Below are 13,853 nucleotides of genomic sequence, written 5' to 3' on the forward strand. Positions count from 1 at the left end.
CGTTAAAAGGTTACGCGGGTAGGGCTGGCATCGCTGGCCTGGCCGGCCTGCAGCTGCTGGACGATGGCCTCCTGCAGCCGGCTGCACAGCTGTGGGTCGGACAGCGGCTGGTTGTCGGCATCGGTGATGAAGAACACGTCTTCCACCCGCTCGCCAAGGGTGGCGATCTTGGCGTTCTGCAGCGACAGGTCGAACTCCAGGAAGATCCGCCCCAGCCGGGCCAGCAGGCCTGGGCGGTCGGGTGCGGTGATTTCGAGGATGGTCACCGGTCGCTGGGCATCGTTGAGAATGGTCACCTGTGGCGGGAAGTCGAAGTGCTTGAGCTGGCGCGGTACCCGGCGCTGGATGATGGTCGGGTAGTCCTCGGGGTTGCGCAGCGCTTCGGTCAGGCCATCGCGAATCTGCTTGACCCGCTGCGGGTTGTCGCCGATCGAGCCGCCGTCGTTGTCCAGCACGATATAGGTATCGAGAGTGAACTGGCTGCTCGAAGTGATGATCCGCGCGTCATGAATGTTCAGGTTCAGCTGCGACATGGCCGCCACCGTCACGGCGAAGAAGTCGTGCTGGTCGGGGGCATAGATGAAGATCTGCGTGCCACCCTCGAATTCGCGCTGGGTGGTTTCCTTGATCAGCACCAGCGGCCCGCCATCGGCCGGCTGCTGGAGAATCGCGTCACTGTGCCATGCCACGTCGGCGGCGGTGTGCTTGAGGAAGTAGTCATCGCCCAGCTGCGACCACAGTTGCTCGACGTCGTCCGGGTCGGTGCCTTCGCGCACCAGGATATCCAGCGCCGCCGATTGGGTCTGGCGAATCTGCTCTTCGCGGTCCAGCGGGTTTTCCAGGCCACGGCGCAGGGCGCGCTTGGTCTCGGTGTACAGCTGGCGCAGCAGGCTGGCCCGCCACGAATTCCACAGGCTGGGGTTGGTGGCGTTGATATCGGCCACGGTCAGCACGTACAGGTAGTCCAGGCGTGTCTCGTCGCCCACGTGCAGGGCAAAATCGTTGATCACCTGAGGGTCGGACAAGTCCTTGCGCTGGGCGGTGGTCGACATTACCAGGTGGTTCTGCACCAGCCAGACGATCAACCGGCTGTCCCAGGCCGGCAACTGGTGGCGTTCGCAGAACTTCTGCGCGTCCACCGCGCCCAGCTCCGAATGGTCGCCCTGGCGGCCCTTGCCGATGTCGTGGTACAGGCCGGCCAGGTAGATCAGCTCGGGCTTGGGCAGGCGCCCCATGAGCTTGCTGGCCAGCGGGAATTTCTCGGACACCGGCGTGTATTGCAGCTTGCGCAGGTGCTTGATGAGGTTGAGGGTGTGCGCATCGACCGTGTAGATGTGGAACAGGTCGTGCTGCATTTGCCCGACAATCAGGCCGAACTCGGGCAAATAGCGGCCGAGGATACCGTAGCGGTTCATCCGCCGCAGGTTGCGGTGGATGCCGATTTCGCACTTGAACAGCTCGATGAACAGGCTGGTGTTGCGGATATCGGTGCGGAAGGTGTCGTCGATCAGGTGCCGGTGCTCACGCAGCAGCCGCACCGTATCGGCACGTACGCCCTTGATCTCGGGGTGCTGGGCCATCAGCACGAAGATTTCCAGCATGGCGAACGGCGTGCGCCTGAACACGTTCGGCCTGGCCGCTTCTATATAGCCGTCATGCAGGCGGAAGCGCGCATTCAGCGGCTGGGTGGTGCCGCTGTCGTCATCGGCGAGGATGACCTCCTCGAAGTGCTGGATGATCAGGTCGCACAACTGGCTGATGCTCATCACCACCCGGTAGTACTGCTGCATGAACTGCTCGATCGCCCGCTTGGGGTTGTCGTCGCTGTAGCCCAGCAGCGCGGCGATGCTGCGCTGGTGGTCGAACAGCAGGCGGTCCTCGGCGCGCCCGGCCAGCATGTGCAGGGCGTAGCGCACCCTCCACAGGAAGTCCTGGGACGAGGCCAGCAGCTCATTCTCGCTTTCCAGCAGGAAACCTTCGCCGGCCAGCGCGTGCAGGTTGAGGGTGCCGTACTGGCGGCGGGCCACCCACAGCACTGTCTGGATGTCGCGCAGGCCACCGGGTGAACCTTTCACATTGGGTTCGAGGTTGTACTCGGTGTCGTTGTACTTGTGGTGGCGGGCCTTGAGTTCAGCCCGCTTGGCCAGGAAGAAGTCCTTGCTCGGCCACATGTGCGCAGTGCTGGTCACTTCCAGCATGCGCTGGCGCAGCGCTTCGGGACCGGCAATGGTGCGGCTTTCCATCAGGTTGGTGATAACCGTCAGGTCGGCTCGGGCCTGCTCTGCGCATTCGTCGACGGTGCGCACGCTCTGGCCAACTTCCAGGCCGATGTCCCACAGCAGGGTGAGAAACCGTTCGATGGCATCGCGGTACTGCTCGTGTTCGGCGGCACCCAGCAGGATCAGCAGGTCGATGTCCGAATGCGGATGCAGCTCACCGCGCCCGTAACCGCCCACCGCGACCAGGGCGATGCCGCTCTGATCGCCCCAGTCGAACTGGTTCCAGGCCTGTTGCAGGATGTTGTCGACCAGCCAGGCGCGGGCCTCGATCAGCGGGCGAATTTCGTTGCCACTGCGGAAACGCTTGTCGAGCACCTCGCCGGCCTGGCGGATGGCTTTCTTGAAGGCGGCGATGGGGCTCGCCTTGAGGGCCAGTTCCGCCTGGAACTGGCCGCGGTCGAACAGCTCGGGGTCCACCTGGGGCATCGCGTCACGTTCCTGTCGTGGGGGTGGCCTGTGGGAGTGCGGTCAGGCCGAGGTGCGCGGGATGGTGTCGTCCTTGCGCAGGGTGAAGATCTCGTAGCCGGTCGCAGTCACCACCAGGGTGTGCTCCCACTGGGCCGAGAGCTTGCGGTCCTTGGTGATGGCGGTCCAGCCGTCGCCCAGCACCTTGGTGTCGGCCTTGCCCTGGTTGATCATCGGCTCGATGGTGAAGGTCATGCCTTCCTTCAGCTCCATGCCGGTGCCGGCGCGGCCGTAGTGCAGAATCTGCGGCTCTTCGTGGAACACCTTGCCGATGCCATGGCCGCAGAACTCGCGCACCACCGAGAAGCCGTTCTTTTCAGCGTGCTTCTGGATCACTTCGCCGATGTCGCCCAGGCGGCAGCCTGGCTTGACCAGTTCGATGGCCTTGTACATGCATTCCTGGGTGACCTTGGACAGGCGCTCGGCCCATACCGGCACGGTGCCGACATGGAACATGCGGCTGGTGTCGCCGTGGTAGCCGTCCTTGATCACGGTGACGTCGATGTTCAGCGTGTCACCATCCTTGAGCGGCTTGTCGTTGGGGATGCCGTGGCAGACCACATGGTTGATCGAGGTGCAGATCGACTTCGGGTAGCCCTTGTAGTTGAGCGGTGCCGGGATGGCCTGCTGGACGTTGACGATATAGTCGTGGCACAGGCGGTCCAGCTCTTCGGTGGTGACACCGGGCTTGACGTGTTCCTCGATCATTTCCAGCACCTCGGCGGCCAGGCGGCCGGCGATGCGCATCTTCTCGATGTCTTCTGCAGTCTTGATGGTGACGGTCATTACAGGCTCTCTACGGCGCCGTGCACGGCGCGAACAAACGGGAAAGGCCGGATTCTAGCAGAGCAGGGCGCCGATCGGTCGGCATGCGGATGGAGAATTGGGGCTGCTGCGCAGTCCATCGCCGGCAAGCCCGCGCCCACACGAATCGGTTACCCTTGTTGAAGCTGTCATCTATGGAAAGCATTCTCGCCTGTTTGGCGGGGTGCTGCAAAAGCCGCTGACGGACGCAATGGTATCCGGGTTCCGTTCGGCCGCGGTCTGTGGTATAAAATGCGCCGCTTTCGGGGATGACCCCGTCAGCATTAACCCACACACGTGTCGACACGATGACCTGGGTGCCCCGAGTTGCAGAATTCGCGGGTTGGTCATTGGGATACGTGGAGGCCCAACCCGACTTATCAAGGAACTATCATGTCCCAAGTCAACATGCGCGATATGCTGAAGGCCGGTGTGCACTTCGGCCACCAGACCCGTTACTGGAACCCGAAAATGGGCAAGTACATTTTCGGCGCGCGTAACAAGATCCATATCGTCAACCTGGAAAAAACCCTGCCAATGTTCAACGACGCTCTGTCGTTCGTAGAACGCCTGGCCCAGGGCAAGAACAAGATCCTGTTCGTCGGCACCAAGCGTTCCGCCGGCAAGATCGTCGCCGAGCAAGCTGCTCGTTGCGGTTCGCCGTACGTTGACCACCGTTGGTTGGGCGGCATGCTGACCAACTACAAGACCATCCGCGCTTCGATCAAGCGTCTGCGCGACCTGGAAACCCAGGCCGAAGACGGCACTTTCGCCAAGCTGACCAAGAAAGAAGCTCTGATGCGCTCCCGCGACCTGGAAAAACTGGATCGCAGCCTGGGCGGCATCAAGGACATGGGTGGTCTGCCAGACGCTCTGTTCGTTATCGACGTTGATCACGAGCGCATCGCGATCACCGAAGCCAACAAGCTGGGCATCCCGGTTATCGGCGTTGTCGATACCAACAGCAGCCCGGAAGGTGTTGACTACATCATCCCAGGTAACGATGACGCCATCCGCGCTATCGAGCTGTACATGACTTCGATGGCTGACGCAGTCATCCGCGGCCGCAACAACGTTGCCGGCGGCACCGAAGTTTACGCTGAAGAAGCGGCTGCACCTGCTGCCGAGTAATTAGACGCTAGCGTCGACTTGGCACGCAAAAAGGGGGCTCTGCCCCCTTTTTGCCACCTTGAAATCCTGCTGTCAGCATCGGCCCCGCATCATGGGTCAGCTGAGATAAACACAGCGGATTCGCAGAATTGAACGCCCGTGACGAACGGGTGGAATGGTTGAAAAACTTTCCAAGAGGATTTTGAAATGGCAGCAATTACTGCAGCGCTGGTCAAAGAACTGCGCGAGCGTACCGGCGAAGGCATGATGGATTGCAAGAAGGCCCTGGAAAAGGCCGACGGCGACATCGAAAAAGCCATTGACGACATGCGTGCCTCGGGCGCCATCAAGGCCGCCAAAAAGGCTGGCAACGTCGCTGCTGAAGGCGCTATCGCGGTCAAGACCGACGGTAAATCCGCCGTCCTGCTGGAAGTGAACTCGCAGACCGACTTCCTGGCCCTGCAAGATGACTTCAAGAACTTCGTTGCCGAAAGCATCGAAGAAGCTTTCGCCCAGAAGCTGACCGACGCCGCTCCGCTGATCGCCTCGCGCGAAGCTGCTCGTGAAGCCCTGGTTGCCAAGTGCGGCGAGAACGTCAACATCCGTCGCCTGGTGCGCGTTGAAGGTGACGTTGTCGGTGCCTACCTGCACGGCAACAAGATCGGCGCTGCCGTTGTCCTGAAAGGCGGCGACGTCGATCTGGCCAAGAACATCGCCATGCACGTTGCAGCTTCGAACCCTGAGTTCCTGCTGCCGTCGGAAGTATCGGCCGAAGCCATCGAGCGCGAGAAGGGCGTCTTCCTGCAGCTGAACGCTGACAAGATCGCCGGCAAGCCGGAAAACATCGTCGAGAACATGATCAAAGGTCGTATCTCGAAGTTCCTGGCCGAAGCCTCGCTGGTCGAGCAAGCCTTCGTCATGAACCCGGAAGTCAAGGTTGGCGAGCTGGCCAAGAAAGCCGGTGCTGAAATCGTTTCCTTCACCTACTTCAAGGTAGGCGAAGGCATCGAGAAGCCAGTCGACGACTTCGCTGCTGAAGTTGCCGCTCAGGTCGCTGCTGCCAAGCAGTAAGACAGCCCCGTCTGTCGCCCCAAAGAGGCTGCCCGCTCACGCGCGCAGCCTCTTTGTCAAAACGGCGAAGGGTTTATAAGGCCCATCGCCGCTGGCACCGAAGCGGTGCCACGCTACAGTTAGCTGGCTGCAAACAGCCCGCACGAATTTTCTAAAAGTACGCCGCAGGAGAGACTCGCAATGGCTCAGCAGGTGAGTGGTCGCCAACCTCGCTATAAACGCATTTTGCTCAAACTTAGCGGCGAGGCCCTGATGGGCTCGGAAGACTTCGGGATCGACCCGAAAGTGCTGGATCGCATGGCCCTCGAAGTTGGCCAGCTGGTAGGGATCGGTGTCCAGGTCGGCCTGGTGATCGGCGGTGGTAACTTGTTCCGCGGCGCCGCGCTCAGCGCAGCCGGCATGGACCGTGTCACTGGTGACCACATGGGCATGCTGGCCACCGTGATGAACGCCCTGGCCATGCGCGACGCGCTCGAGCGCTCGAACATCCCGGCCCTGGTCATGTCGGCCATTTCCATGGTCGGTGTCACCGATCATTACGATCGTCGCAAAGCTATTCGTCACCTCAACTCCGGGGATGTGGTAATTTTCTCCGCCGGTACCGGCAACCCGTTCTTCACCACCGACTCCGCGGCCTGCCTGCGCGCCATCGAAATCGATGCCGACGTGGTGCTGAAAGCGACCAAGGTCGATGGTGTGTACACTGCCGATCCATTCAAGGACCCACATGCCGAGAAGTTCGATCACCTGACCTACGACGAGGTCCTGGATCGCAAGCTGGGCGTGATGGACCTGACCGCAATCTGCCTGTGCCGTGACCACAAGATGCCATTGCGGGTATTCAACATGAACAAGCCTGGCGCCCTGCTGAACATCGTGGTGGGTGGCGCTGAAGGCACTCTGATCGAGGAAGGCCAAGCATGATCAACGACATCAAGAAAGACGCGCAGGAGCGCATGACCAAGTCCCTCGAGGCCCTGGCTCGCAACCTGGCGGCAATCCGCACCGGTCGCGCCCACCCGAGCATCCTGGACAGCGTCAAGGTCACGGCCTGGGGCAGCGAGATGCCGCTTAACCAGGTGGCCGCGATCACCGTCGAAGATGCCCGCACCCTGAAGATCGTCGCTCACGACAAGAACCTCAGCGCCGCCATCGAGAAGGCCATTCTCACCTCCGACCTGGGCCTGAACCCGTCCAGCGCCGGTACCACCATCCGTGTGCCGATGCCGGCCCTGACCGAGGAAACCCGCAAGGGCTACACCAAACAGGCCAGCGGCGTTGCCGAGGATGCCAAGGTGGCCGTGCGCAACGTGCGCCGTGACGCCCTGGCCGACTTGAAGAAGCTGACCAAGGACAAGGAAATCAGCGAAGACGAAGAGCGTCGCGCCGCTGACGAAATCCAGAAGCTGACCGACAAGTATGTTGCCGAGGTCGATGCCGCCTTCAAAGCCAAGGAAAAGGACCTGATGGCCGTCTAAGGCCGGGGTTTTTTAATGGAAAAGACCAAGCCAGCGGCGCCGTCCTCGGTGCCGCGTCATGTCGCGATCATCATGGATGGCAACAACCGCTGGGCGAAAAAACGCCTGTTGCCCGGCGTTGCCGGGCACAAGGCGGGTGTCGACGCCGTTCGCGCGGTCATCGAAGTCTGTGCCGAGTCCGGGGTCGAGGTACTGACCCTGTTCGCTTTCTCCAGCGAGAACTGGCAGCGTCCCGCCGAAGAGGTCGGTGCGCTGATGGAGCTGTTCTTCTCGGCCCTGCGGCGCGAGGCCAAGCGCCTCAACGAGAACAACATCAGCCTGCGTATCATCGGTGACCGTTCGCGTTTCCATCCCGAGCTGCAGGCCGCCATGCGCGAAGCCGAGGCGCTGACCGCCGGCAACAACCGTTTCATCCTGCAGATCGCGGCCAACTACGGTGGCCAGTGGGACATCGCCCAAGCCGCCCAGCGGCTGGCGCGGGAAGTGCAAGCCGGGCACCTGCGCCCGGAAGATATCACTCCGGGCCTGCTGCAGACCTGCCTGGCAACCGGCGAGCTGCCGCTGCCGGACCTGTGTATCCGCACCGGTGGCGAGCACCGCATCAGCAACTTCCTGTTGTGGCAGCTGGCCTACGCCGAGCTGTATTTCTCCGACCTGTACTGGCCGGACTTCAAACACGAGGCCATGCGCAACGCCCTGGCCGATTTCGCTTCGCGCCAGCGCCGCTTCGGTAAGACCAGCGAGCAGGTCGAGGCTGGAGCTCGTGCTTAATGCTTAAACAACGCATCATTACCGCGCTGATCCTGCTGCCGATCGCGCTGGGTGGCTTCTTCCTGCTAAACGGTGGGGATTTCGCCTTGTTCATCGGCTTCGTGGTGACCCTCGGCGCCTGGGAGTGGGCGCGTCTGGCCGGGCTCATGGCCCAGCCGCTGCGCATCGCCTATGCCGTGGTCGTCGCCGGAGCGCTGATGCTGCTGTACATCCTTCCGGAGCTGGCGCCCTGGGTGCTGGGTGCTGCGGTGATCTGGTGGGGGTTGGCCACCTGGCTGGTGCTTACCTATCCGCGCAGCAGCGAGCTGTGGGCCAGTGCCGCCTGCCGGTTGCTGATCGGCCTGCTGGTCTTGCTGCCGGCCTGGCAGGGGCTGGTGCTGCTCAAGCACTGGCCGTTGGGTAACTGGCTGATCTTGTCAGTCATGGTGCTGGTGTGGGCTGCCGATATTGGCGCGTACTTCTCTGGCCGTGCCTTCGGCAAGCGCAAGCTGGCGCCTCAGGTCAGCCCGGGCAAGAGCTGGGAAGGCGTGTATGGCGGCCTGGCGGTCAGCCTGGTGATTACCCTGGTGGTCGGCATCAGTCGCGACTGGGGCTTCGGCCAGATCCTGCTGGGCCTGCTGAGTGCCGCGCTGGTGGTCATGTCTTCGGTGGTCGGTGACCTGACCGAAAGCATGTTCAAGCGCCGTTCCGGCATCAAGGACAGCAGCAACCTGTTGCCCGGCCATGGTGGGGTGCTCGACCGCATCGACAGCCTGACTGCGGCGATCCCGATTTTCGCCGTGCTGCTGTGGGCTGCCGAATGGGGTGTGATGTGAGTCGTGCGCAGCGTATTACCGTGCTCGGGGCCACCGGTTCCATTGGCCTGAGCACGCTGGACGTCATCGCCCGCCATCCTGACCGCTATCAGGTGTTCGCCCTGAGTGGCTATTCGCGTATCGACGAGTTGCAGGCCCTGTGCGTGCGCCATCGCCCGGCGTTCGCCGTGGTACCGAGCGCCGAGGCGGCCACCCGACTGCGCCAGAGCCTGGCTGCGGCGGGTTGCGCCACCGAGGTGCTGGAAGGCGAGGCCGGGTTGTGCCAGGTGGCTTCTGCGTCGGAAGTGGACGCGGTGATGGCGGCCATCGTCGGCGCCGCCGGCCTGCGCCCGACCCTGGCGGCGGTCGAGGCGGGCAAGAAGGTGTTGCTGGCCAACAAGGAGGCGCTGGTGATGTCCGGCGCGCTGTTCATGGAAGCGGTGCGGCGCAGTGGTGCCGTGCTGCTGCCGATCGACAGCGAGCACAATGCGATCTTCCAGTGCATGCCCGGCGACTATGCGCGCGGCCTGAGTGCCGTCGGCGTACGCCGGATCCTGCTCACCGCCTCTGGCGGCCCGTTCCGCGAGACCCCCGTCGAGGCGCTGCTGGACGTTACCCCGGAACAGGCCTGCGCGCACCCCAACTGGTCCATGGGGCGCAAGATTTCCGTGGATTCGGCCAGCATGATGAACAAGGGCCTGGAACTGATCGAGGCCTGCTGGCTGTTCGATGCCGCACCGGCCAAGGTCGAAGTGGTGGTGCACCCGCAGAGCGTGATCCACTCCCTGGTGGACTACGTGGACGGTTCGGTGCTGGCGCAGCTGGGTAACCCGGACATGCGCACGCCCATTGCCAGCGCCCTGGCCTGGCCCGAGCGGATCGATTCCGGGGTGGCTCCGCTGGACCTGTTCGCCATCGCCCGTCTGGATTTCCAGGCGCCCGACGAACAGCGCTTCCCTTGCCTGCGCCTGGCGCGGCAGGCTGCCGAGGCCGGCAACAGCGCACCGGCCGTGCTCAATGCGGCCAACGAGGTCGCGGTCGAGGCATTTCTCCAGCGGCGTATCCGCTTCCCGGAGATCGCGGGTATGATCGAACAGGTGCTCGATCAGGAGCCCGTCGTACCGCTGCCATCGCTGGACGCGGTGTTCGCCGCCGACCAGCGTGCCCGGGAGCTTTCCCGTGAGTGGCTGAGGCGTCACGGTCGTTGATGCTGGCCCACCACGGTTCGCGAGGGGGCTGGGCATGATGCCAGCCCGCTGAACATCATTCGGAGATGGATATGACAGCGCTCTACATGATTATCGGCACCCTCGTAGCCTTGGGTGTACTGGTCACTTTCCATGAATTCGGCCACTTCTGGGTGGCGCGCCGCTGCGGTGTCAAGGTGCTGCGCTTCTCGGTGGGCTTTGGCACGCCACTGTTGCGCTGGCATGACCGCCACGGCACCGAGTTCGTGATCGCGGCGATCCCGTTGGGTGGCTACGTCAAGATGCTCGACGAGCGTGAAGGCGATGTGCCGCCTGCACTCGTCGAGCAATCGTTCAACCGCAAGTCCGTGCGCCAGCGCATCGCGATCGTCGCGGCGGGCCCGGTTGCCAATTTCCTGCTGGCCATCCTGTTCTTCTGGGTGCTGGCGATGCTGGGCACCCAGCAGATCCGCCCGGTGATCGGTGCGGTCGATGCTGGCAGCCTGGCAGCATCGGCAGGCCTGACCGCAGGTCAGGAAATCGTCTCCATCGACGGCAAGCCGACCAATGGTTGGTCTGCGGTCAACCTTCAGCTGGTTCGCCGCCTGGGTGAGAGCGGCACCCTGCAAGTTGGCGTGCGCGAAGAGGGTGCCAGCGCCGAGCGCCAATTGCAGGTGAAGCTGGACAGCTGGCTCAAGGGCGCCGACGAACCGGACCCGATCCAGTCCCTGGGGCTGCACCCTTGGCGCCCGGCAATCGTGCCGGTGTTGGCCGAGATCGATCCGAAGGGGCCGGCTGCCGCTGCGGGCCTGAAAACCGGTGACAAGCTGCTGGCCCTCGATGGCGTGGCAGTGAGCGAATGGCAGCAGGTGGTCGATGCCGTGCGGGCTCGTCCACAGGCCAAGGTCATGGTGCGTGTCGAACGCGATGGTGCTGCGCTGGAGGTCCCGGTCACCCTGGCTCGCAAGGGCGAGGGCAAGGCGGCCGGCGGCTATCTTGGCGCCGGGGTAAAAGGTGGCGAATGGCCCGCCAACATGCTCCGCGAAGTCAGCTACGGCCCGCTGGATGCGGTGGGCGAGGGCTTGTCACGCACCTGGAACATGAGTGTCCTGACCCTTGAATCGCTGAAGAAAATGCTGTTCGGAGAGCTCTCGGTAAAAAACTTGAGTGGACCGATAACCATTGCTAAAGTGGCGGGCGCTTCAGCCCAGTCCGGCGTGGGGGATTTCCTGAATTTCCTGGCCTATCTGAGCATAAGCCTGGGGGTTCTTAACCTGCTGCCCATCCCGGTTCTGGATGGGGGGCATTTGCTGTTTTACCTGGTCGAGTGGGCGCGCGGTCGTCCGCTGTCGGATCGGGTGCAAGGTTGGGGGGTCCAGATCGGTATCAGTTTGGTCATAGGGGTGATGTTGCTCGCCCTGATCAACGATCTGGGTCGACTATAAAGCTTCGCTCAATTGCGAAACCTGCCGTTTTGTCGCGGCGGGCTGTTTATTGCCAGTTGGAATAAAAGGACTTCATGAAACGTCTGCTGCTAACTGCGGTCATGTCCGCACTGATGATCGCTGAAGTTCACGCCGAGTCCTTCACCATCTCCGATATCCGCGTCAACGGCCTGCAGCGGGTTTCCGCCGGCAGTGTCTTCGGTGCCTTGCCGCTGAACGTCGGCGACCAGGCCGACGACCGCCGCCTGGTGGAGTCGACCCGTTCCCTGTTCAAGACCGGTTTCTTCCAGGACATTCAGCTGAACCGCGATGGCAATGTCCTGATCATCAACGTGGTCGAGCGCCCGTCGGTGTCGAGCATCGAGATCGAAGGCAACAAGGCGATCAGCACCGAAGACCTGATGAAGGGCCTGAAGCAATCCGGCCTGGCCGAAGGCGAGATCTTCCAGCGTGCCACCCTCGAAGGCGTGCGTAACGAGTTGCAGCGCCAGTACGTGGCCCAGGGCCGCTACTCGGCCGAGGTCGACGCCGAGGTGGTGCCGCAGCCGCGCAACCGCGTGGCATTGAAGATCAAGATCAACGAAGGCACCGTCGCCGCCATCCAGCACATCAACGTCGTTGGCAACAACGTGTTCGACGATGAGACCCTGGCGCAGCTGTTCGAGCTGAAGACCACCAACTGGCTGTCGTTCTTCAAGAACGACGACAAGTACGCCCGCGAAAAGCTCTCCGGTGACCTGGAGCGCCTGCGTTCCTACTACCTGGACCGCGGCTACATCAACATGGACATCGCCTCCACCCAGGTGTCCATCACGCCGGACAAGAAACACGTCTACATCACCGTCAACATCAACGAAGGCGAGAAGTACACCGTCCGTGACGTGAAGCTGTCCGGTGACCTGAAGGTGCCGGAAGACCAGGTCAAGTCGCTGCTGCTGGTGCAGCCTGGCCAGGTGTTCTCGCGCAAGGTGATGACCAGCACCTCCGAGCTGATCACCCGCCGCCTGGGTAACGAAGGCTACACCTTCGCCAACGTCAACGGCGTGCCGCAGCCGAACGATGAAGACCACACCGTCGACATCATGTTCGTGGTCGATCCGGGCAAGCGTGCCTACGTCAACCGCATCAACTACCGCGGCAACACCAAGACCGAAGACGAAGTGCTGCGTCGCGAAATGCGCCAGATGGAAGGCGGCTGGGCCTCGACCTACCTGATCGACCAGTCCAAGACCCGTCTGGAACGCCTGGGCTTCTTCAAGGAAGTGAACGTCGAGACCCCGCCGGTGCCGGGCACCGACGACCAGGTCGACGTCAACTACAGCGTCGAGGAGCAGGCCTCCGGCTCGATCACCGCCAGCGTCGGTTTCGCCCAGAGCGCCGGCCTGATCCTCGGTGGTTCGATCAGCCAGAGCAACTTCCTCGGTACTGGTAACAAGGTTTCCATCGGCCTGACCCGTTCGGAATACCAGACCCGCTACAACTTCGGCTTCGTTGACCCCTACTTCACTGCCGATGGCGTGAGCCTGGGCTACAACGCCTTCTACCGCAGCACCGACTACGACGACCTCGACGTCGATGTGGCCAGCTACGCGGTGGACAGCTACGGTGCGGGCGTCAGCCTGGGCTACCCGATCAGCGAGACCTCGCGCCTTACCTACGGCCTGAGCGTGCAGCAGGACAAGATCAAGACCGGCAAGTACACCGTTGACGAGATCTTCGATTTCCTCGAAGAGGAAGGCGACAACTTCCTGAACTTCAAGGCCTCGATCGGCTGGTCGGAATCGACCCTGAACAAGGGCGTGCTGGCAACCCGCGGTCACTCGCAGAGCCTGACCCTGGAATCGACTGTTCCAGGAAGTGACCTGTCGTTCTACAAGCTCGACTACCGTGGCCAGTTGTTCAAGCCGATCAGCAACAACTACACCCTGCGCCTGCACACCGAGCTGGGCTATGGTGATGGCTACGGCGGTACCTCTGGCCTGCCGTTCTACGAGAACTACTTCGCGGGTGGCTTCAACTCGGTGCGTGGCTTCAAGGACAGCAGCCTCGGCCCACGCAGTACGCCGAGCGACGGTACGCGGCCAGGCACCCTGAAGGACCCGGACCAGGATCCGTTGCCGTTTGGTGGCAACGTGCTGGTACAAGGCGGTGTCGAGCTGCTGTTCCCGCTGCCGTTCGTCAAGGACCAGCGTTCGCTGCGCACCTCCGTGTTCTGGGACGTGGGTAACGTGTTCGACACCAATTGCGGCAACCAGCCTGATTGCGAGAAGGTCGGTTTCTCGGGCATGGCCAGTTCGGTCGGCCTGGGCGTGACCTGGATCACCGCACTGGGCCCGCTGAGCTTCAGCCTGGCAATGCCGGTCAAGAAGCCGGACGATGCCGACACCCAGGTGTTCCAATTCTCTCTGGGCCAGACCTTCTGAGGTCGGCCCTCGCTTAATGACAACGG

The 13,853-nt window shown here is 62.6% G+C and carries 11 protein-coding genes; 9 read left to right on the plus strand and 2 right to left on the minus strand.

All coding sequences use genetic code 11. The features are described from left to right. Positions 1-2: 2 nt before the first annotated feature. Together RIN61_RS17470 and map are read right to left on the minus strand one after the other, a co-directional pair. Positions 3-2,705: a [protein-PII] uridylyltransferase gene (locus RIN61_RS17470; RefSeq protein ID WP_207877136.1), complete on the minus strand. Its 2,703-nt coding sequence runs from the start codon at positions 2,703-2,705 to the stop codon at positions 3-5. Positions 2,706-2,747: 42 nt separating this feature from the next. Further along, positions 2,748-3,530: a type I methionyl aminopeptidase gene (gene map, locus RIN61_RS17475; protein WP_004375406.1), complete on the minus strand. Its 783-nt coding sequence runs from the start codon at positions 3,528-3,530 to the stop codon at positions 2,748-2,750. A 411-nt stretch (positions 3,531-3,941) separates the two neighbouring features. On the opposite strand from map, the gene rpsB reads away from it, so the two are divergent. The 9 genes from rpsB to bamA all read left to right on the plus strand — a co-directional run bounded on the left by rpsB (position 3,942) and on the right by bamA (position 13,827). Further along, on the plus strand, positions 3,942-4,679 hold the full coding sequence (gene rpsB / locus RIN61_RS17480; RefSeq protein WP_003252287.1) for a 30S ribosomal protein S2: 738 nt from the start codon (positions 3,942-3,944) through the stop codon (positions 4,677-4,679). A 186-nt stretch (positions 4,680-4,865) separates the two neighbouring features. Further along, on the plus strand, positions 4,866-5,729 hold the full coding sequence (tsf, locus tag RIN61_RS17485; RefSeq protein ID WP_112251043.1) for a translation elongation factor Ts: 864 nt from the start codon (positions 4,866-4,868) through the stop codon (positions 5,727-5,729). A 180-nt stretch (positions 5,730-5,909) separates the two neighbouring features. Continuing rightward, complete coding sequence (gene pyrH, locus RIN61_RS17490) at positions 5,910-6,653, plus strand: UMP kinase (protein WP_056796398.1); 744 nt, start codon at positions 5,910-5,912, stop codon at positions 6,651-6,653. Beyond that, positions 6,650-7,207, plus strand: a complete 558-nt coding sequence (gene frr, locus RIN61_RS17495; RefSeq protein WP_013971251.1) for a ribosome recycling factor — start codon at positions 6,650-6,652, stop codon at positions 7,205-7,207. The genes pyrH and frr overlap by 4 nt, the downstream gene beginning before the upstream one ends. 15 nt (positions 7,208-7,222) lie before the next feature. Continuing rightward, positions 7,223-7,978 carry a polyprenyl diphosphate synthase gene (gene uppS, locus RIN61_RS17500; protein ID WP_015269194.1) on the plus strand — a complete coding sequence of 252 codons (756 nt, stop codon included), beginning with the start codon at positions 7,223-7,225 and terminating at the stop codon, positions 7,976-7,978. Next, positions 7,978-8,793: a phosphatidate cytidylyltransferase gene (locus tag RIN61_RS17505; RefSeq protein WP_013971253.1), complete on the plus strand. Its 816-nt coding sequence runs from the start codon at positions 7,978-7,980 to the stop codon at positions 8,791-8,793. The genes uppS and RIN61_RS17505 overlap by 1 nt, the downstream gene beginning before the upstream one ends. Then, complete coding sequence (gene ispC, locus RIN61_RS17510) at positions 8,790-9,980, plus strand: 1-deoxy-D-xylulose-5-phosphate reductoisomerase (protein ID WP_112251047.1); 1,191 nt, start codon at positions 8,790-8,792, stop codon at positions 9,978-9,980. The genes RIN61_RS17505 and ispC overlap by 4 nt, the downstream gene beginning before the upstream one ends. A 71-nt stretch (positions 9,981-10,051) precedes the next feature. After that, a complete protein-coding gene (gene rseP / locus RIN61_RS17515; RefSeq protein ID WP_112251049.1) occupies positions 10,052-11,404 on the plus strand; it encodes an RIP metalloprotease RseP in 1,353 nt (450 codons plus the stop codon). 74 nt (positions 11,405-11,478) lie between these two features. Then, the gene (gene bamA, locus RIN61_RS17520; RefSeq protein WP_313853116.1) at positions 11,479-13,827 is read left to right on the plus strand and encodes an outer membrane protein assembly factor BamA; all 2,349 of its coding nucleotides are present in this window, start codon (positions 11,479-11,481) and stop codon (positions 13,825-13,827) included. The last annotated feature ends 26 nt before the right edge of the window (positions 13,828-13,853 follow it).

The organism is Pseudomonas inefficax, from assembly GCF_032164165.1.
Taxonomy (GTDB): Bacteria; Pseudomonadota; Gammaproteobacteria; order Pseudomonadales; family Pseudomonadaceae; genus Aquipseudomonas; species Aquipseudomonas inefficax.